We start from the raw sequence: 18,980 nt of genomic DNA, 5'->3' as shown, positions 1-18,980 counted from the left end.
GTCCTATCAGTCGCAGATCGTCGACGACGTGCAGACCGATCCGACCGCGGTGAAGAAGGCGTTGGCGGACTCGGCTTCGAGCCATCCGCCGCGCTGGTCGCCGGAGGACTCCGACAAGGGCCGCGCCGCCGAGATCCAGCGTCGCATGGCAGAGGGCAAGCAGGGCGACCCGAACACCCGCAAATATCTCAGCGAGCCGCCGCTGGCCTATCGCGTCGCAGCCGGCACAGCGCCGCAGGGCGAACTCGGCGAGGACGAGTACAAGAAGGAACGCCGCCTCAAGAAGGAGGCGGCCGCCAAGAGCAAGAGCGGCGGCTGGTTCGACTGGTGGTAAGGTTTCAGCGCATCGCTGCACAACGACAGCGGTAGCTATCTTTCGCGCCTCCTCGGTCCCGCCATCGTCCAAAAATCGTGGCTAGACCTCGCGCCGCTCGCGGAAAAAATCCTTGAGAATGAGCGATGCCTCGCTCTCGCCCATGCCCGGATAGATGTCCGGCGCGTGGTGGCAGGTCGGCGAGGCGAAGAAGCGCACGCCGTTGACCACCGCGCCGCCCTTCTCGTCGACGGCGCCGAAATAAAGCCGGCGCAGCCTCGCGAAGGAGATGGCGCCCGCGCACATGGCGCAGGGCTCCAGCGTCACATAGAGATCGTGGCCGGTGAGCCGCTCGCTGGCGAGCTTTTCGCAGGCCTGGCGGATGGCCAGCATCTCGGCATGCGCCGTCGGGTCGGCAAGCTCGCGGGTGCGGTTGCCGGCTCTTGCCACGACGATGCCGCGGCTGGCGATGACCGCGCCCACCGGCACTTCTCCGCGCTGCGCGGCGGCTGCCGCCTCCTCAAGCGCCAATGCCATGAAATCCGGCCGCTTCACGCGGTTTCCATTCCGATTATCTCCTCGCCACCCGACAGCGATCCTGTTATCTAGCGCCTAACCTCGAAAATCGGACTCGGTTTTCGGAAACGATCATGCGCCAAATCAAAGTGCTACAGCGTCCTTTGCGCGCCCGAAAGGATGCGCCACGCTGTAGCAGCGCAAACAGGCAAAGGCCACATGGACGACAACGACAAGAAATTCCGGGCTAAAAAGGGTCCGGTCAGGGGCGGTCCGAAAGCCGCGGGATCGCGCAGCCGCGACGGCGCCGCCAGCAAAGGCGGCAAGCCGTCTTTCGGCGCCAAGAAGCCCTACGCGCCGCGTGGCGACCGGCCGATAGCCGCCGAAGGCGAGCGGCCAAAGCGCAATTTCAAAAGCGGCGACCGGCCTCGTGAGGCTGGTGCGGCGCGGGCGGAAAAGCCGTTCCGCAAGGCGCCGCGTCCCGAGGGCAAGCCCTTCGAGAAGCGCGACGGACCGCGCAAGCCCTATGCGCCGCGTGGTGATCGGCCGATGGCAGCGGACGGTGAGCGGCCGGCGCGCGACTTTAAGCGCGAATACTTGCCGCGTGAGGCGAGCGAGGGCGCTGGCCCGCGCGGCGAAAAGCCGTTCCGCAAGGGACCGCGCCCCGAGGGCAAGCCTTATGAGAAGGGACCGCGCAAGCCCTACGCCCCGCGCGGCGACCGGCCGGTGGCCGCGTCAGGCGAGGGCGGCGAAAAACGTTTCGAACGGCCCAAGCGTGATTTTGGCGACCACCCGAAGCGAGATTTCGCGGACCGTCCGAAACGCGACTTCGCGGATCGTCCCAAGCGCGACTTCAGCGATCGTCCCAAGCGTGACTTTGGCGAGCGGCCGCAAGGCGCATCAGGCGGCGGCTTCAAGCCTCGCCCGCGTCCCGCCGAAGCCGCTGAGGAAGCCGGCGAGCGCATCGCCAAGCGGCTTGCCCGCGCCGGCCTGGCCTCGCGCCGCGACGCCGAGGAACTGATCGCCGCCGGCCGCGTCAAGGTCAACGGCAAGGTGCTGTCCTCGCCGGCCTTCAACGTGATGCCCGACGACATCGTCCATCTCGACGGCATGGAAATCCCCAAGATCGAGCGCACTCGGCTGTTCCTGTTCCACAAGCCGGCCGGCGTCGTCACCACCAACCGCGATCCCGAGGGCCGCAAGACCGTCTTCGACGTGCTGCCGGCCGAACTGCCGCGGCTGATGACCATCGGTCGCCTCGACATCAACACCGAAGGGCTGCTGCTGCTCACCAATGACGGCGGCCTGTCGCGCGTGCTCGAATTGCCGGCCACCGGCTGGCTCAGGCGCTACCGCGTGCGCGTCCACGGCAAGGTCGAGGAAAGCGCGCTCGCGGGCTTGCGCGAAGGCATCGCCGTCGACGGCGTCTTCTATGGCGCGATCGAAGCCAGCCTCGACCGCGAACAGGGCACCAATGCCTGGCTGACGATCGGCCTGCGCGAAGGCAAGAACCGCGAGGTCAAGAACATCCTGGGCGCGCTCGGCCTCGAGGTGACGCGGCTGATCCGCATTTCCTACGGGCCGTTCCAGCTCGAGGATCTGCCGGAGGGCCATGTGCTGGAGATCAAGGGCCGCGTGCTGCGTGAGCAGCTCGGCGAGCGCCTGATCGAGGAATCCGGCGCCAATTTCGATGCCGAGATTGCAAAACCCTTCTCCAACAGGCCGGTGCGCCGCACCGAGCCGCGCCGCGAAGGGGCCGAACCGCCGAAATTCTCTCGCGACGGCGACCGCCGGCCGATCGGCGAGGGCGGCCTGATCAAGGCGCGCAAGCGCCGCGAGGGCAGCCGCGACGAGGCGCTGGGCAAGCTTTCGACCAAGCCCGACCGGGCGTTCGGCGAGCGCGGCGCGAAGCCGGAGCGTTCCGGCTTCGGCGACAAACCTCGTGGCGGTTTTGGCGACAAGCCCCGTTTCGGCGGCAAGAAGGCCGAACGCGAGCAGCGGCCGATCGAGCCGCCCGGTCAGCGCAAGGCCAATGTCTGGATGGCGCCAGGCGCGCGTCCGATTGGCAAGGGCAGGGCGGAGGCCGATGCGGCCAAGGCGGCCGACGCCAAGGCGCGCAAGGCCTCGTTCAAGCCGGCATATGGCAAGCCTGGCGGCAAGCCAGGTGGCGCCAAGCCGTACAGCAAGCCGCGAGGCGACCGGCCGGAAGGCGGCGGCAGGCCTGGTGGTGACAGGCCACGTGGTGGCCCCAAGGGTTCCCGCACCAGATGAGGATCGTCGGTGGTGAGTTTCGCGGGCGTCCGCTGGCGACGCCACGCAGCAATGCCATCCGTCCGACCACCGACCGCACCCGCGAGGCGGTGTTCAACGTGCTGGCGCACCGTTTTGCAGATAAGCTCGATGGCGCACGCGTGCTCGACCTCTTCGCCGGTACGGGCGCGCTCGGCCTCGAGGCGCTGTCGCGCGGCGCTTCCTATGGCGTCTTCATCGAGGAATCGGCCGAGGGACGCGGCCTGATCCGCAGCAATGTCGAGACGTTCGGGCTGACCAGCCGCACCAAGATTTTCCGGCGCGACGCCACCGCTCTGGGCGAGGCCGGCACGCTTGCCGCCTTCGGCCTCGTCTTCGCCGATCCACCTTACGGCAAGGGCCTGGGCGAGCGCGCCCTGCGCTCCGCGAGACAAGGCGGTTGGTTGCTGCCCGGCGCGCTCTGCGTGGTCGAGGAAGTGGCTTCCGCCCCGTTCGATGCCGGCGAGGGGTTCGCCGTGGTCGACGAGCGCGGCTACGGCGAAACGGTGATCCGGTCATCAAGGCGGGGTGAGCGCCTCGAAAATGACGAACAATTCACTTTGCCTCGGCTGGCAACCTTGCCTATCGTCCCGCAATGAGAACCGGAGCCATCAATGACACCCCATACTGAATGGCTGCGGAGAGTCTTGCTCACCACTTCGCTGTTCCTGACCGACCCCGCACTCGCCGCCGATGACGGCAAGGTCACGGATTTCCTGCTCGACAACGGCATGGAGGTGGTGGTCATCCCCGACCATCGCGCGCCGATCGTCACCCATATGGTGTGGTACAAGATCGGCAGCGCCGACGAGCCGGCCGGCAAGTCCGGCATCGCGCATTTCTTCGAACACCTGATGTTCAAGGCGACGACCAACCACGCCGCCGGCGAGTTCGATCGCGCCGTCTCGGAGATCGGCGGCTCCAACAACGCCTTCACTTCCTACGACTACACAGCCTTCCACGAGACGGTGGCCCCGTCGGCGCTGGGCGAGATGATGGCCTTCGAGGCCGACCGCATGCGCAATCTCATCCTTACCGACGACGTCATCAAGACCGAACGCGACGTGATCCTTGAGGAACGCCGTTCGCGCATCGACAACAACCCGCAGGCGGTGCTGGACGAGGAAGTCGACGCCACGCTCTGGCAGAACCAGCCCTACCGCATCCCGGTCATCGGCTGGATGCAGGAGATGGAACAACTGAACCGCACCGACGCGATCGCCTTCTATGACAAGTATTACCGGCCGAACAACGCCGTGCTGGTGGTGGCCGGCGATGTCGAGCCCGACACGGTGAAGGCGCTGGCCGGGAAGACCTACGGCAAGGTCGCGCGCGGCCCGGACCTGCCGCCGCGCATTCGCCCGGTCGAGCCAGAGCAGAACACCAAACGGACGGTGACGCTGACGGACGCGCGCGTTTCCGTGCCGAGCTTCTCGACCCAGTGGGTGGTGCCGTCCTATCACACGGCCCAGCCAGGCGAGGCCGAGGCGCTCGACCTGCTGGCCGAGATCCTTGGCGGTGGCAACCGCAGCCGGCTCTACCAGCAGCTCGTGGTCAAGCAGGGCATTGCCGCGGAAGCCGGCGCCTTCTTCCAGGGCACCATGCTCGACGCCACCAACTTCACCGTCTACGCCGCGCCGCGCGGCGATGCCAGGCTCGCCGATGTCGAAGCGGCGGTCAACGCCGAGGTCGCCCGCATCGCCAGGGACGGCGTCACCGATGACGAGCTGGAAAAGGCCAAGCAGCGCTATGTCCGCTCGATGATCTTCGCCCGCGACAAGCAGGACGACATGGCCAACATGTACGGCGCGACGCTGGCCACGGGCGGCAATGTGCGCGACGTCCTGGAATGGCCGGACCGCATCCGCAAGGTCACCGCCGAGGAGGTCAAGACGGTCGCCGCTCGCTATCTTGTGCTCGATCATTCGACGACCGGCTATCTTCTGCCGCAGCAACAGGCGGGGAATTGATGATGACGCACCAGCTCAGCCGTACGATGCCTTTTCCCCACCACGCTCACCATTTTCCTTCAAGGAGAGACGGGAAATTGGCACGCGCCTTCGCCACCCTTTGCTTTACCTTGTTCTTCCTCGTCCTGCCGGCGCTTGCCGCCCGTGCCGCGATGAACATCCAGGAGGTGAAGTCTGAAAAGGGCATCACCGCCTGGCTGGTCGAGGATCATACGGTGCCGATCGTCGCCATCCGCTTCGTCTTCGACGGCGGCACGGCGCAGGACCCGGCTGGCAAGGAAGGGCTTGCCAACCTGATGACCGGCCTGTTCGACGAGGGCGCCGGCGACCTCGACAGCGACGCCTTCCAGGTGAAACTTGACGATGCCGGCGCCGAGATGAGCTTCGACGCGCAGCGCGATGGCACCTATGGCTCGATGCGCATGCTGTCGGAAGGGAAGGACGCCGCCTTCGACCTATTGACGCTTGCCGTCAACAGACCGCGCTTCGACCAGGCGCCGCTCGACCGCGTGCGCGCCCAGGTGCTGTCGGGCATCATCGCCAACGAGCGCGACCCGAACGCGATCGCCCAGCGCAAATGGCTAAGCGCGATCTATGGCGAGCATCCCTATTCGAGGCCCGATGAAGGCACCAGGCAGAGCATCGCCGCGATCACGCCGCAGGACCTCGGCGCTTTCCACAAGGCAAGTTTCGCCCGCGACGGCCTGCATGTCGCCGTGGTCGGCGACATCGACGCGGCAACCCTGAGGCGGAAGCTCGACCAGCTGTTTGGCGACCTGCCGCAGAAGCAGGCGCTCGCCCCGATCGCCGACACCCAACCGAAGCTCGGCCAGCAGCTGGAAGTCGACTACGACCTGCCGCAGACCTCGCTGCAGTTCGCCTATCCCGGCGTGAAGCGCAGCGCACCGGATTTCTTCGCCGCCGTGCTGGTGAACGATATCCTCGGCGGCGGCACCTTCACCTCGCGCCTGTATGAAGAGGTGCGGGAAAAGCGCGGCCTTGCCTATGGCGTCGATTCCAACCTGGTCGACCACGAGCATTCCAACGCGTTGGTCATCACCACCGCGACTCGCTCGGACCGTGCCGCCGAGACGCTCGCATTGGTGCGCCAGGTGGTGAAGGGGATGGCGGAGCAGGGTCCGACCGAAGTCGAACTCGAGGCGGCCAAGAAATACATGATCGGCGCCTATGCCATCAACAATCTGGACTCTTCGGCTTCTATCGCCGCGACGCTGCTGGAACTGCAGCTCGACAATCTCGGCATCGACTATCTGCAGCGTCGCGCGGCCCTCATCAACGCGGTGACGATCGCCGACGTCAAGGCCGCGGCGAAGAAGCTTTTGTCGTCCGATCCCGCCATCATGGTCGTCGGTCCACCGCTAGGAAGCAAGGGATGAGGCCCGGGGCGGGAAGATGGTGAGCAATGGCTAGCGGCGGTCCCACCTTCGGCGTTGCCTTCGGTGGCGGCGGCGCGCGCGGTCTCGCGCACATCCACGCAATAGAGGCACTGGACGAGCTCGGCATCAGGCCGGCGGCGATCGCCGGCTCCTCGATTGGCGCCATCATGGGCGCCGGCATGGCCTCCGGCATGACCGGGGCGGAGATCCACGCCTATGCCCGTTCTATCCTCGGCAGCCGCGCCGAGGTGGCCTCGCGCATGTGGCGGGCAAGACCGGGAACCATCGCCGAGGCTATGCAGAACGGCATCCGCGTCAGCCAGTTCAATGTCGAGCGCATCCTGAAATCCTTCCTGCCCGACGCCATCCCGGAAACCTTCGCACAGCTGAAGATCCCACTGAAAGTGACGGCGACCGACTATTTCGGCCACAAGCTCGCCGTCTTCGAGGACGGCGACCTGCATTCGGCATTGGCCGCTTCCGCCGCCATTCCGGCGGTGTTCCGTCCGGTGACGCGCGACGGCCGCGTGCTGATCGACGGTGGCATCTACAACCCCGTGCCCTTTGACCTCATCGAAAAGGACGCCGACATTATCATCGCCATCGACGTCGTCGGCGCGCCGAGCGAGGCCGAGCGCCGGCACCCGACCACCGTCGATCTGATGTACGGCGCCACGCAGTTGATGATGCAGTCGATCATCGCCAACAAGCTGCGGCAGTGCCCGCCCGACATACTGATCCGCCCGAACGTGTCGAAGTACCGCGTGCTCGACTTCCTCAAGATCGACACACTGATGGCCGAGACGGTCGAGATCAAGGACCAGCTGAAGCGCGAGGTCGAGCGGGTGCTGGAGGGCAGGGCTGCCGTGAAGGGCAAGCGGGGCAAGAAGGCCGGGTGAGGGAAAGCTGCCGATCTCCCAAGTGGGTGAGGTGGCCATCATCGCCGTCCCCTGCGAAGCTGCATCAAGACTTCGCGGTTGCATATTCCAGCGCCACCACGCCGTTGCTGAACGGCGTTGCCGAAATCAGCTCGAGCGGCACTCGCCCGCCGGGCGCAAACAGCGGCTTGCCGTGGCCGACGACGCCGGGATAGATGAGCAGGCGGATGCGGTCGACCAGGCCATGCCCCAGCAACTGCTTGGCGACGCCATTTGCCTTTGGTAAGGGCGCCGACTTTGGTGATCTTCGGCGCCGACGGCCGCTATGTTCCGGCCAGTGCCTTCGACGGCACGTTCCGCGAGGTCGACAACGTCTCTTCCGTGGTGGCGCTGCCTGGCGCCGGCCATTTCATCCACCACCAGGCGGCTGCCTTCGTCACGCAGCAGATCGAGGCCTGGGTGGCGCAGCCACCATCGACCTTCCGCCACCTAGCCTGCGGCCGGAGGTCGTCGACATATGCGCCGTTCGCTGGGCGATGATCGCGTCGGGCCTGACGCTTCGCACTGGTCGCCGATTCGGCGTTTCGGCCTGTCCCATTGTCGCTCAGACCGGTCCACGGCTCTTTAGACCTCGGATAGGTTTTGCCGGTATCTATCGGAGAAAAGGAGCCGGAAAGTCATGACCGATATCTGGCGCTCACTCCTCGCCAATCTTGCGCTGGTCTCCATCCTGGTGGTCGCCTGGGACCTTGTGGCGGATTTCACCGGGCGACTTTCGCGGCGGAGGCGGTCGCTGATTCTCGGCGTGGTCATGTGCGCCGGCGCGATCATTTCCATGGCGACGGCGCTCTCTGTCGCCGGCTTCATCGTCGATCTGCGCGCAGCCTTCATCGCCGCCGCCGCGTTCTTCGGCGGATGGCCTGCAATGATCATCGCCACCGCCGGTTCGATTGCCTATCGCATTCATCTCGGCGGGCAGGGCGCGAGCATCGGAATCGTGGGCATCCTCATCACGGCTGTCGTTGGCATTGCATGGCATCACATCGTCGCCGCCCGAACGCGCACCATCTTCGACATTTTCGGCCTCGGCGTGTCGGTCGCTCTCGCCGGGCTGATCACGCTTCTGGTCATCCCACCCCAGGTCGTCGCCGGCATGGTGCAGCTGAGCACGTTCCCGTCCCTCGTTTTCCGCTTCCTCAGCACCATCATCATCAGCGTGCTGCTCGACCGCCAGGAGCGACGGCGCGAACTCGCAATGTCCAACATGATCTACCGGGCCATGGTTCGCGAGCTGCCGGATTGCCTCAACATAAAGGATGTCGACGGCCGCTTCATCGCGGCCAATCCGGCGACCGCCGAAATGGTGAGAGCCACTTCGGTCGAGAACCTTATCGGCAAGACGGATTTCGATTTCTATCCGAAGGATGTGGCTGAGCGCTTCCGGCAGGACGAGATGGGCGCGCTGGAGGCCGGGCAGACGCTGCGCATCGACCAGCCGGCGGTTTTCCCGGACGGCAGGCAGGGCTGGCTCTACACGCTGAAGGCGCCGTTCCGCGACGAGGCCGGCAAGATCACCGGCGTCATCACCTACAATCGCGACATCACGGAGCAGAAACGAAATGCCCAGCTCAAGAACGATTTCATCTCGACGGTCAGCCATGAATTGCGCACCCCGCTGACATCAATCCGCGGTTCGCTTGGCCTGATCGCGGCCGGAGTGGCGGGCGAACTGCCGCCAAAGGCCGCCAACCTCATCAACATCGCCCACAACAACAGCGAGAGGCTGGTTCTTCTCATCAACGACATCCTCGACATGGAGAAGATCGAATCGGGCGTGATCGCCTTCAAGATCAGGCAGATGCCTGTTCGCCCCCTGCTGGAGCAGGCCATTGCCGCCAGTTCCAACTATAGGGCCGATGGCCGAATCCGCATCGTCCTGGTCGACGATGCCCCGCGCGCCGAGGCCAACATCGATGAGGATCGCCTGCATCAGGTGATGGCCAATCTCCTGTCGAATGCAATCAAGTTCTCCGACGCCGACGGCACCGTGACGGTGAAACTGGAGCGCCGCGATCGTGACATGCTGCGCATCTCGGTGATCGATCAGGGCGCTGGCATTCCCGAGGCATTCCGCAGCCGCATATTCGGCAAGTTCGAGCAGGCGGACGCGTCGAGCACCCGCAAGCAGGGCGGTACCGGTCTCGGCTTGAGCATCGTCAAGACCATCGTGGAAAAGCTGGGCGGCGCCGTTTCCTTCGAAACCGAGGAAGGCAAGGGAACCTCGTTCCACGTCGACCTTGCCGAAGCGCAAAGGCAGGCCGAGAAGCCGGTTGCGACGGAGCGTCGATCGCGGCCGCGCGATGGCCGCCTGCGTGTTCTCATTTGCGAGGACGAGACCGATGTCGCGGCGGTGATCGCGGCACTCCTCGATGCGGAAGGCTTTTCCAGCGACGTCGCCCCCGACATCGACACCGCCATGGCGCTCCTGCGCACCCGCGACTATGTGGCGCTGACGCTCGATATCAAGCTTGCCGGGGAATCCGGTATCAAGCTCTTTCACGACATCAGGGCGTCACCGGTGAATTCCGACATTTCGGTCATCGTCATCTCCGCCGTCGCCGATGAGGCCAAGCGTTCGCTGAACGGCACCGCCGTCGGCATCGTCGACTGGCTGGAAAAGCCGGTGGATTCGACGCGGCTTCATGCCGCTCTCGCCAAGATCGTCGCCGGCAAGGTCGAGCGGAGGCCGAGGATCCTCCACGTCGAGGACGACGAAGGTGTGCTTGCCGTAATGTCGGCGGGGCTGGGTCCGGACGTCTTGATCGCTTCGGCGAAAACGCTGCAGGAGGCGCGGCGGGCGGTCGCGAAGCATCGCTACGACCTGGTCATCCTCGACATCGCGCTTCCTGACGGATCGGGGCTGGATCTGCTCATCGATCTGCCGCAGGAGACCGGAGTTATCGTGTTCTCGGCGGCGGAGATGGACGAGAAACTCGGCGACCGGGTGCAGGCGATGATGACCAAGACCAGGGCGTCGGAGATCGACGTGGCCAAGCTGGTCCGACGCATGTTGGTTGCGTCCCGCAACGCAGCGGGACCCACCGTGCAAGCAAGGGAGTAAGGTTGATGTCGACAAGGATACTCTATGTGGATGACGAGGACGACATTCGCGAGATCGCCCAAATGTCGCTCGAACTCGAGCCGCGGTTCGAGGTGCGGTCCTGCTCTTCTGGCGCCGAAGCACTGGCGGTCGCCGCCGATTGGCAGCCCAACCTCATCCTGCTCGACGTGATGATGCCGGACATGGACGGGCCGGAGACGCTGAAGCGGCTGGCCGCCTCGCCGCTTACGGCATCGATACCCGTGGCGTTCATCACGGCGCGCACCCAGACGCATCAGGTCGAACACTATCTGGCCATGGGGGCAGTCGGGGTCATCGCCAAACCCTTCGACCCGCTGGCGCTTGCCGGTGAAGTCAGCAAGCTGCTTGCGCTACGAACGGGCTGACGGCCTGCTTCGGATGTCCACGCGGCCGGTATAGGCGATAAGCTGCTGCGGAAGCTGTGCGGCGCCGTTTACGGCTCCTATACCATGCCCTCATATTCATCTACTGATTGTATCGAAATGCGGCCGTCGCGAATCGGCTTTATCTATGATTACGCGGCGTTGGCGGGCGCGGGGAACACCCGCGCGGAACTATGGCATGGACCCGCATTGGCGGATGGCGGTCCATGGATTGATCACTCCGGGGGGCGACGGAACCGGAGCAGGACAGGTGAACGGAGCGAAGGCAAGAATTCTGATCTGCGATGACGATCCGTTGCTGCTCGAGCTGATGGAATTCAGGCTGAGGGCGAAGGGATACGAGGTCATCAAGGCGGTGGATGGGGCCGAAGCGCTTTCGAAGGCGGAGCGCGACGGGCCCGACATCATCGTGCTCGACGCCATGATGCCCAAGGCGGACGGCATCGAGGTGCTGGCGCGCATCAAGGGCGATCCGGCTCTGTCCGAAACCCCGGTCGTCATGCTGACCGCGCGCAAGGCCGAAAAGGACATCGTCTCGGCGCTCGAAAAGGGTGCCGACGACTACCTGGTGAAGCCGTTCATCCCCGAAGAACTCCTGGCCCGGCTTGCGCGCCTGATCGCGCGGAACAAGCGCTGATGCAGCGAAGCCGGCGCGCCGCCATTGCCGCATGCATGTTCCTGGCAATCGCCGCATCTCCCGGCGTCTCATTGGCCCAGACCGCCGACGAGCTCTACGCGTCCGGCGTCAAGGCAAGGCAAGCCCAGCATTTCGATGAGGCGGCGGACCTGCTCAAGCGCGCGCTGGCGCTGAAACCCGGCAATGCCGATGTTCTGGTGCAGCTCGGCTTTGCCGAGCTCGGCCGCAACGATCTGCCGGCCGCGCGCGAGGCCTTTTCCGGTGCGCTCTCGCTTGCCCCGGCCTATCAGGATGCCAGCTTCGGCCTGGCCGAGGTTGAGTTCCGCTCCGGCAATCTGGATGCGGCACTGCCGCTGGCCGAATCGGTGGTCCGCGCCGAGCCCGGCAATGCCGACGCCGCGGCGCTGGTTGAGACCATTCGCAAGGCAAAGCAGGCCGCCGCCGGCAGCAAGGTGAAGCCCGCTCCGGCGGCTGCAGTGCCCGCGAAGAAGGCGCCCCCGCGGCGGGCGGATCCCGTCGCCGGGCTGATGCAGCAGGGCAGGCGGCTCAGGGCGGCGGGCAAGCTGCCAGAGGCCGAGCAGGCCTATCGCCGGGCGCTAAGGCTGGCGCCGAAGAACACCGACATACTGGTCGCCCTTGGCCTTGTCGTCGGCTCCGGCCAGCGCTTCGACGTGGCCGGGCATTTTTTCGACAGGGCGTTGGCCATCGACCCCGGCCTGCTCGACGCTCGCCTCGGCAAGGTGCGCCTGGCGATCTGGCAGGGCGATTTGCCGCGCGCCCGCGCGCTGGCCGATGAGGCGCTGGCTTCGGCGCCGGACAATGTCGAGGTGCTGAACCTCGACGCCAGGATTGCCCTGCTGGAAGCGGATTACAGGCGGGCCGAACAGTCGTTCCAGCGCGCATTTGCGGTCGATCCGCGCAATGCCGAGGCGCTGGTCGGCATCGGCGATGTGCGCCGCGCCGAGGGTGACGACGCCGCCGCGCGGCTGGCCTACCGACAGGCGCTGGCCATCGAGCCCGGCTCCGCCGACATCGAGCAGAGGCTGGCCGTGCCGCCGCCGCGCAAATGGCGGCTCGATTTCGGCACAGAGATGAGCGATCTCAGCGACGGGCTCGGCGACTGGACCGACAGTTCGGCAGGTCTTGCCTATCGGCTGTCGCCGGCAACGACCATTTCGGGCCGCAGCCGGGTGGCGACCCGCTACGGCCATACCGACGTCCAGGTCGAGGGCCGCATCGACCAGGCCTTTTCGCCCGCCTTCTCCGCCTATGCGCTGGCGACAGCGACCCCGGACGCCGATTTCCTGGCGCGCTACTCGATCGGTGCCGGCGCGTCCTGGCAGGTCATGGCGCCGGCCAGGCAATTCGGTCCGGTCTCGCTCAACATCGACGCCCGCTACGACGATTTCGCCAATGCCGGCGTCACCACCATCTCGCCCTGGGTGCAGGGCTACATCCTCGATGGCCGCCTCGGGCTTTCCGCCCGCTGGGTGCACGCCGAGGACGATATCGGCACGCGCGCCGACGGTTATGTGCTGCGCGCCGATCTTGTGGTGACGCCCCGCTTCAACCTGTTCGGCGGTTACGCCGACGCGCCGGAAATCTCCGACGGCACGCTGGTGCCGACGCGCACCGTCTTCGGTGGCCTTTCCTGGGATGTCAGCGATCCGCTGACGCTGCGCGCCAGCCTGGCGCACGAGCAACGCCCGACCTTCGACCGGACCATATTCGGGCTCGGTCTGACCGCGCGGTTCTGATCATGTGGCTGGTCTGGGACATGTCCATTCTGCTCAGCGCCCTTTCGCTGGTGATCATGCTGCTTTTGATCGCGCGCCGGGTGCTGCAGGAGCGCCGGAGCACTGCCGCCGCCGATCAGCGGCGCCAGCTTCTGACGGCGCTGATCGCCTTCACCGAAAACCGCGACCGCGAGGCCCTGAAGGCGGCCATCCTCGCGGTGCCGGCCGGGGTGGCGATCAATGCCGGCTTCGAATTCCTGTCGCTGCTGCGCGGCGCGGAGCACGACGACGTCCTTGCCGCCTTCAAGGAATGCGGCATGCCGGCCCGTGTCGGCAGGCAGCTTGAACGAGGCAACGTCGCCGAACGCATCCACGCCGCCGAGATGCTCGCGGCGCTGGATTCGGAGGATGCGTCGGCACGCCTGCTTTCGGCGCTGGCCGAGGACCGCTCGCGCGAAGTCAGGATCGCCGCGGCCATCGCGCTCAGCGATCTCGGCAGCCTGCCGCTGCTCGACTTCGTACTGGACAATATCGGCGTGGCGGGGCAGCGCTCGCGGCGCGTCATCGAGCTGTTCAGGCGCTTTCCGCGGACGCGCTTCAACGAGCTTGCGGTGCATGCATCGCGCGCGGACGGCGTGCCAGTCGTCAGGGCGGCCGCGATCGAAGCGCTGGCCCGCGCCGGCGGCTTCGGCTTCGCCGATTTCTTCGCCAGCCTCGCCGGCGATGCCTCACCCGAGGTCGCCGCCGCCGCGCTCCGCGCGCTCGGCCTGACCGGCCATGCCGACGCGCCGTCCATCCTGGCGAGCGCGATGGCGAGCGACGACCTCGACGTGCGCGCCGACGCCGCCGACGCCGCCGGCCGCCTCGGCCTCAGCGAACTCGCTGCGACGCTCGCCGGGCTGATGGACGACGAGGTGTGGACCGTGCGCTATGCCGCCGCCAACGCGCTGCGCTCCTTCGGCCAGCCCGGCGAAAAGATGCTGCGCGCGATGGCCGCCAGCGACGTCTCGCGCAGCCAGCGCACCGCCTCGCTCATCCTTGCCGAGGGCCCTGCCACATGATCGCCGACTGGAGCCACCAGATCGTTCTGACAGCCTCAATCCTGTCCTGGTTCATCATCGGGGCCGGGCTGGCGCAAACGGCGATCTACCTGTTGCAGCTCATCGTCGCCGCCTACGCGCTGTCCATGCGCCCGCCGGTGGCGCGCTCGGCGCTGCTCTGGCACCGCTATGGCGACGTCGCGCCGCCGATCGCGCTTTTGGTGCCCGCCTACAACGAGGCACTGAACGTGGTCGAGAGCGTCCATTCCATGCTGGCGCTCGAATATCCGAATTTCGAGGTGATCGTCATCAACGACGGCTCGAAGGACGACACGCTGCAGCGCCTGATCGAGGCCTTCAGGCTGGTGAAGTTCCACCGGCCCTACGAGGAGGAACTGGCGCACCAGCCGATCCGCGGCCTCTATTCCTCGCCGATGACCGAGCGGCTGTTCGTGGTCGACAAGGAGAATGGCGGCAAGGCCGATGCCCAGAATGCCGGCATCAATGTCTGCCGCGCGCCGCTGTTCTGCGTCATCGACGGCGATTCCATCCTCGAACCCGACGCGCTGATGCGCGCGGCGCAACCCTTCATCGACGATCCGGAGCGCACCATCGCTGTCGGCGGCACGATCCGCATCGCCAACGGCTCGCGGATCGAGGCGGGCAGGGTGCGCGAGGTGCGCCTGCCGTGGCGCCTGCTGCCGCTGCTGCAGGTGGTCGAATACCTGCGCGCTTTCCTGATGGCCAGGCTTGCCTGGAGCCGCATCAACACGCTGATGCTGGTCTCCGGCGCCTTCGGCATGTTCCGCCGCGCCGAAGTGGTGGCGGTCGGCGGCTTCACCCAGGGTTCGATGGGCGAAGACCTCGACCTCGTCATCAAGCTGCACCGCCACATGCGCGATACCAGGCGCAAATACCGCATCCAGTTCGTTCCCGAGCCGGTGTGCTGGACCGAGGCGCCGGAGACGCTGAGCGTGCTGGGCAGGCAGCGCACGCGCTGGCAGCGCGGCGCGCTCGAATGCTTCTTCCGCTACCGCGCGATGCTGTTCAACCCGCGCTACGGCCGCGTCGGCTTCCTCGGCTTCGGCCACATACTGATCGTCGACGTGCTGGGGCCGGTGGCCGAGGTGCTGGGCTATATATTGATCCCGGCCTTCTGGCTGCTCGGCATCCTGTCGGGCGAATATCTGCTCGCCTTCACTTCACTCGTCTTCACCTATGGCGTCTGCGTCAGCGTCTGCTCGCTCGTCCTCGAAGAGGCCGAGTTGCAACGCTTTCCTCGCGCCAGGGACCTGGCCGTGCTGACGGCGGTCGCCGTGATCGAGAATTTCGGCTACCGCCAGCTCAACAATTTCTGGCGCGTGAAGGGCTGGTGGCAGTTTTTGCGCGGCAACCAGGGCTGGGGCGAGATGACCAGGACCGGCCTCGGCGGCGCCAAGAAATAGGCGCGGCCGGTTCGCGCCCGGCCATTCGCGTCATTGCAGCGTGCGCTCGATCTCCGCGATCAGCGCATCGAGCGCTGCGTCAATGGCACCGCCATCCGCCTGTTCGACCAGCAGCGTCTCCAGCGCCGCTGCCTTGGCACTGATCTCCGCAAAGCCGAATGTTCCGCCGGCTCCCGCCAGCGAGTGGGCGAGCTTGGTCACGTCGGGCAGGGGACCTTGCTCCCGCGCGGCCTTCAGCTCCGCGAGCTGATCGGCGCACCGGGCCAGGAAACGCTCCCGCAAGGGGGCGAAGGGATCGTTTGAAATGGGCCGCACTCCATTCGAATGTCGGCGGCATTCAAACAGAAAGTCGGGCGTGTTGGAATGGCCGGGGCGGGATTGCTGGGTGGCGTCAGGCCGTTGCAAGTGCTGGTCAGGGCTGCCGGCAGCCGGACTATCGAGCCGACGGCATGAAACCTTCTGATTTTGAAGCCGTTGTCGGCTGATGTCAGAAGTTGATTCCAAACCGAAGCCGGCCGCCGGCGCCAAACCGCGCGGTGCCCCGAAGTCACGCCAGAAGCGGTCGCGCCCAGGGACGCCAGACGAAGAGAAGTCGCGCGGAGAGAAGGCGCGTCCAGAGAAAACGAGGGCAGAGAAATCGCGCCAGGAGGAATCGAGCCAAGAGAAGTCGCGCGAAGAGAAGGCCTCGGCTCCCGAGGTCAACGGCGAGGCCGCGCCGCCGCCGGAGGCCGTCGAACCCGATCCGAAGCTGACCCCCGAAGAAGCCGAGCAGGCGCGCAAGAAATATCTGCTGCGGCGTTTCTGGATCAGCGCCCGCGGCTACTGGAGCCGGCGCGGCGACAGGCTCGCCTGGCCGTTCACGATCGGGCTGTTGATCCTGATCTGCATCAATGTCGGCGTCCAGTACGGCATCAATGTCTGGAACCGTTCGATCTTCGACGCCCTCGAGCAGCGCGACGCCCGCACCGTCTATCTCCTCACCGCCGTCTTCCTGCCGCTCGTGTTCGCCAACGGAAGCCTTGTCGTTGCGCAGGTCTATCTGCGCATGACGATCCAGCGCCGCTGGCGTTCCTGGCTGACCACCGCGGTCATCTCGCGCTGGCTGGCCAGCGGCCGCTACTATCAGCTGAACCTGGTCAGCGGCGACCACCAGAACCCCGAAGCCCGCATGACCGAGGATCTGCGCATCGCCACCGATTCGCCCGTCGATTTCATCTCAGGCGTCCTGGTGGCGTTTCTCGCCGCCTCGACCTTCATCGTGGTGCTGTGGACGATCGGTGGGGCGCTCACCCTGCCGATCGCCGGCGAGACCATCACCATTCCCGGCTTCCTGGTCATCGCCGCTGTCATCTATGCCGCCATCACCTCGACCTCGATGGTGGTCATCGGTCGCAACTTCGTCCAGCTCTCCGAGCGCAAGAACCAGGCGGAGGCCGAGCTGCGCTACACGCTGACGCGCGTGCGCGAGAACGGCGAGAGCATCGCCTTGCTCGGCGGCGAGGACGAGGAACGCAGCGGCATCGACAGGAATTTCGGCCATGTTCTGAGGCAATGGGCGCTGCTGACCGGCCAGCACATGCGCACGGCGCTAGTGTCGCAGGGGTCGAGCCTGTTTGCGCCCGTCGTGCCGATCCTGCTGTGCGCGCCGAAATTCCTCGAAGGCAACATGTCGCTTGGCGAGGTGATGCAGGCCGCTTCCGCCTTCGGCATTGTGCAGGGCGCTTTCGGCTGGCTGGTCGACAATTACCCGCGCCTCGCCGACTGGAACGCCTGCGCGCGACGCGTCGCCTCGCTGATGATGTCGCTCGACGGGCTGGAGCGCGCCGAACTGAGCGATGCGCTGGGACGCATCCAGCGCGGCGAGACTGAAGATGGCGCCATGCTCAGCCTCGATAATCTCTCGGTGACGCTCGACGACGGCACCTCGGTGGTCAAGGAGACCGAGGTCGCGATCGAGCCGGGCGAGCGGGTGCTGGTGGCCGGCGAATCCGGCTCGGGCAAGTCGACGCTGGTGCGGGCCGTCGCCGGCCTGTGGCCGTGGGGCGGCGGCAGCGTCAATTTCCACGCCGACAGGCGGCTGTTCATGCTGCCGCAGCGGCCCTACATCCCTTCCGGCACGCTGCGCCGCGCCGTCGCCTATCCCGCCGCCGCCGACAACTGGACGGTCGAGGAGATCAATGCCGCCCTCGACAAGGTCGGCCTCGCCTATCTGGCCGCCAGGATCGAGGAAGACGCGCCATGGGACCAGACGCTGTCGGGTGGCGAAAAGCAGCGCCTCGCCTTCGCGCGCCTGCTCTTGCACAGCCCCGATATCATCGTGCTCGACGAGGCGACCTCGGCATTGGACGAGAAGAGCCAGGACAAGATGATGCAGACCATCATCCACGAACTGCCCAAGGTCACCATCATCAGCGTGGCGCACCGCGCCGAGCTGGAAGCCTTCCACAGCCGCAAGATCACGCTCGAGCGCCGCAAGGGCGGCGCCAAGCTGGTCAGCGACATCGAGCTCGTGCCGCGCAAGGTCAAGCGGAATGTGTTCCAGCGCGCCCTGTGGGGAAGCGGCGCGCGGGGTGGAGCGCGGCGTGAGGTCGAGTGAGGTGGCAGGGCATCGCATATGGTACTCCCCGCTTTGTGAGGGAGAGGAAACGCCAACCACCGTTGGTCGCGGCCCTGAAAGACTTGGGTTTCCTCTCCCCCATGAATTGGGGAGAGGCGGCCGCGCAGCGGCCGGTGTGGGGGCTGGCGCCGCCATTTTTGCCGGGATTTGGGCCAGCCCGGCCGGTTACCTCGCGTTCAGCTCCGCCGTGTAAGGAATGCGGCATCCGGAGGCGGCTGGCTCATGTTGGACAACTACGAGGTGGACCGGTTTGGCGTGATCCACCAGATCGACTTCACACCGATCAAGTACGACAAGCAGTACATTTCTTATTACGAGGACCTCAGTGACCGGACCATCAAGCTCGGATACCAGCGGCTTGGCTGGGTGCTGGGCATCACCGGCGAGGTTCCTCGGTCCGTGCTGGAAATCGGATACGGCACCGGCACCTTCGTCGAAGCCGCGAAGATAACCGGGGTCGCCGATTGCGCCGGCTGCGACATCGCCGAGTTTCCGCTGCCCAAGGGCGTTCGCTTCGTCGATTGGGATGAGGCGCTCGCCAGCCAGTGGGATCTCGTCGCCATGTTCGACGTGCTCGAACACATCCCGGATCTGGGTTTCCTCGGCCGCCTTAAGAC

17 protein-coding genes and 1 pseudogene are annotated in these 18,980 nt (G+C 66.1%); 15 read left to right on the top strand and 3 right to left on the bottom strand.

Translation table 11 applies throughout. The features are described 5' to 3' along the window. Positions 1–334, top strand: a pseudogene (locus EN742_RS04960) (hypothetical protein); the annotation flags it as partial. 81 nt (positions 335–415) lie between these two features. Here the strand turns inward: EN742_RS04960 and EN742_RS04955 are convergent. Beyond that, complete coding sequence (locus tag EN742_RS04955; protein WP_126055118.1) at positions 416–868, bottom strand: nucleoside deaminase; 453 nt, start codon at positions 866–868, stop codon at positions 416–418. 180 nt (positions 869–1,048) lie between these two features. Between EN742_RS04955 and EN742_RS04950 the strand changes: the two genes are divergently transcribed. From EN742_RS04950 to EN742_RS04930, 5 genes are read left to right on the top strand one after another with little or no spacing between them, the layout of a single operon-like run. After that, positions 1,049–3,100, top strand: a complete 2,052-nt coding sequence (locus EN742_RS04950) for a pseudouridine synthase (protein WP_128332505.1) — start codon at positions 1,049–1,051, stop codon at positions 3,098–3,100. Next, the gene (rsmD, locus tag EN742_RS04945; RefSeq protein WP_128332504.1) at positions 3,097–3,717 is read left to right on the top strand and encodes a 16S rRNA (guanine(966)-N(2))-methyltransferase RsmD; all 621 of its coding nucleotides are present in this window, start codon (positions 3,097–3,099) and stop codon (positions 3,715–3,717) included. Before EN742_RS04950 ends, rsmD begins: the two co-directional genes overlap by 4 nt. Before the next feature lie 15 nt (positions 3,718–3,732). Continuing rightward, positions 3,733–5,088, top strand: a complete 1,356-nt coding sequence (locus tag EN742_RS04940; RefSeq protein ID WP_127422645.1) for a pitrilysin family protein — start codon at positions 3,733–3,735, stop codon at positions 5,086–5,088. Between the two features lie 26 nt (positions 5,089–5,114). Then, the gene (locus tag EN742_RS04935) at positions 5,115–6,485 is read left to right on the top strand and encodes a pitrilysin family protein (RefSeq protein WP_245482414.1); all 1,371 of its coding nucleotides are present in this window, start codon (positions 5,115–5,117) and stop codon (positions 6,483–6,485) included. 26 nt (positions 6,486–6,511) lie between these two features. Then, on the top strand, positions 6,512–7,384 hold the full coding sequence (locus tag EN742_RS04930) for a patatin-like phospholipase family protein (protein WP_126055114.1): 873 nt from the start codon (positions 6,512–6,514) through the stop codon (positions 7,382–7,384). Between the two features lie 64 nt (positions 7,385–7,448). Here EN742_RS04930 and EN742_RS04925 read toward each other — a convergent pair whose 3' ends face one another. Beyond that, entirely contained in the window at positions 7,449–7,619 is a 171-nt protein-coding gene (locus tag EN742_RS04925; RefSeq protein WP_245482552.1) for a dihydrofolate reductase family protein, read from the bottom strand. A gap of 17 nt (positions 7,620–7,636) precedes the next feature. Here EN742_RS04925 and EN742_RS04920 point away from each other — a divergent pair, with 17 nt between their 5' ends. The 7 genes from EN742_RS04920 (at position 7,637) to EN742_RS04890 (ending at position 15,746) form a co-directional block, all read left to right on the top strand. Then, positions 7,637–7,903: an alpha/beta hydrolase gene (locus tag EN742_RS04920; RefSeq protein WP_128332503.1), complete on the top strand. Its 267-nt coding sequence runs from the start codon at positions 7,637–7,639 to the stop codon at positions 7,901–7,903. Positions 7,904–8,042: 139 nt separating this feature from the next. Further along, positions 8,043–10,484 (top strand): ATP-binding protein, encoded by a 2,442-nt coding sequence (locus EN742_RS04915; protein WP_126055112.1) that lies wholly within the window; start codon positions 8,043–8,045, stop codon positions 10,482–10,484. Positions 10,485–10,489: 5 nt separating this feature from the next. Next, a complete protein-coding gene (locus EN742_RS04910) occupies positions 10,490–10,870 on the top strand; it encodes a response regulator (protein ID WP_126055111.1) in 381 nt (126 codons plus the stop codon). A 268-nt stretch (positions 10,871–11,138) separates the two neighbouring features. Then, positions 11,139–11,525 (top strand): response regulator, encoded by a 387-nt coding sequence (locus EN742_RS04905; RefSeq protein ID WP_127407633.1) that lies wholly within the window; start codon positions 11,139–11,141, stop codon positions 11,523–11,525. Continuing rightward, positions 11,525–13,282 (top strand): YaiO family outer membrane beta-barrel protein, encoded by a 1,758-nt coding sequence (locus EN742_RS04900; RefSeq protein ID WP_128332502.1) that lies wholly within the window; start codon positions 11,525–11,527, stop codon positions 13,280–13,282. The genes EN742_RS04905 and EN742_RS04900 overlap by 1 nt, the downstream gene beginning before the upstream one ends. A 2-nt stretch (positions 13,283–13,284) precedes the next feature. Further along, on the top strand, positions 13,285–14,322 hold the full coding sequence (locus EN742_RS04895; protein WP_126055108.1) for a HEAT repeat domain-containing protein: 1,038 nt from the start codon (positions 13,285–13,287) through the stop codon (positions 14,320–14,322). Then, positions 14,319–15,746, top strand: a complete 1,428-nt coding sequence (locus tag EN742_RS04890) for a glycosyltransferase (RefSeq protein WP_189375180.1) — start codon at positions 14,319–14,321, stop codon at positions 15,744–15,746. The genes EN742_RS04895 and EN742_RS04890 overlap by 4 nt, the downstream gene beginning before the upstream one ends. Positions 15,747–15,776: 30 nt before the next feature. Here EN742_RS04890 and EN742_RS04885 read toward each other — a convergent pair whose 3' ends face one another. Continuing rightward, positions 15,777–16,028: an Hpt domain-containing protein gene (locus tag EN742_RS04885; RefSeq protein ID WP_245455482.1), complete on the bottom strand. Its 252-nt coding sequence runs from the start codon at positions 16,026–16,028 to the stop codon at positions 15,777–15,779. A gap of 202 nt (positions 16,029–16,230) precedes the next feature. On the opposite strand from EN742_RS04885, the gene EN742_RS04880 reads away from it, so the two are divergent. Together EN742_RS04880 and EN742_RS04875 are read left to right on the top strand one after the other, a co-directional pair. Continuing rightward, positions 16,231–18,342: an ABC transporter ATP-binding protein/permease gene (locus EN742_RS04880; RefSeq protein WP_126055107.1), complete on the top strand. Its 2,112-nt coding sequence runs from the start codon at positions 16,231–16,233 to the stop codon at positions 18,340–18,342. A gap of 243 nt (positions 18,343–18,585) precedes the next feature. Continuing rightward, the coding region (locus EN742_RS04875; RefSeq protein WP_128332501.1) for a methyltransferase domain-containing protein at positions 18,586–18,980 on the top strand (395 nt) is incomplete at its 3' end.

Origin of the sequence: Mesorhizobium sp. M4A.F.Ca.ET.020.02.1.1, from assembly GCF_004022645.1 — a bacterium.
GTDB lineage: Bacteria > Pseudomonadota > Alphaproteobacteria > Rhizobiales > Rhizobiaceae > Mesorhizobium.
This window is presented reverse-complemented; position numbering and strand designations above follow the sequence as displayed.

Coding starts and splice junctions, on each gene's coding strand:
- EN742_RS04880 (WP_126055107.1), top strand. CDS start 16,231: ATGTCAGAAGTTGATTCCAAACCGAAGCCGGCCGCCGGCGCCAAACCG.
- EN742_RS04950 (WP_128332505.1), top strand. CDS start 1,049: ATGGACGACAACGACAAGAAATTCCGGGCTAAAAAGGGTCCGGTCAGG.
- EN742_RS04930 (WP_126055114.1), top strand. CDS start 6,512: ATGGCTAGCGGCGGTCCCACCTTCGGCGTTGCCTTCGGTGGCGGCGGC.
- EN742_RS04900 (WP_128332502.1), top strand. CDS start 11,525: ATGCAGCGAAGCCGGCGCGCCGCCATTGCCGCATGCATGTTCCTGGCA.
- EN742_RS04910 (WP_126055111.1), top strand. CDS start 10,490: ATGTCGACAAGGATACTCTATGTGGATGACGAGGACGACATTCGCGAG.
- EN742_RS04935 (WP_245482414.1), top strand. CDS start 5,115: ATGCCTTTTCCCCACCACGCTCACCATTTTCCTTCAAGGAGAGACGGG.
- EN742_RS04915 (WP_126055112.1), top strand. CDS start 8,043: ATGACCGATATCTGGCGCTCACTCCTCGCCAATCTTGCGCTGGTCTCC.
- EN742_RS04940 (WP_127422645.1), top strand. CDS start 3,733: ATGACACCCCATACTGAATGGCTGCGGAGAGTCTTGCTCACCACTTCG.
- rsmD (WP_128332504.1), top strand. CDS start 3,097: ATGAGGATCGTCGGTGGTGAGTTTCGCGGGCGTCCGCTGGCGACGCCA.
- EN742_RS04895 (WP_126055108.1), top strand. CDS start 13,285: ATGTGGCTGGTCTGGGACATGTCCATTCTGCTCAGCGCCCTTTCGCTG.
- EN742_RS04890 (WP_189375180.1), top strand. CDS start 14,319: ATGATCGCCGACTGGAGCCACCAGATCGTTCTGACAGCCTCAATCCTG.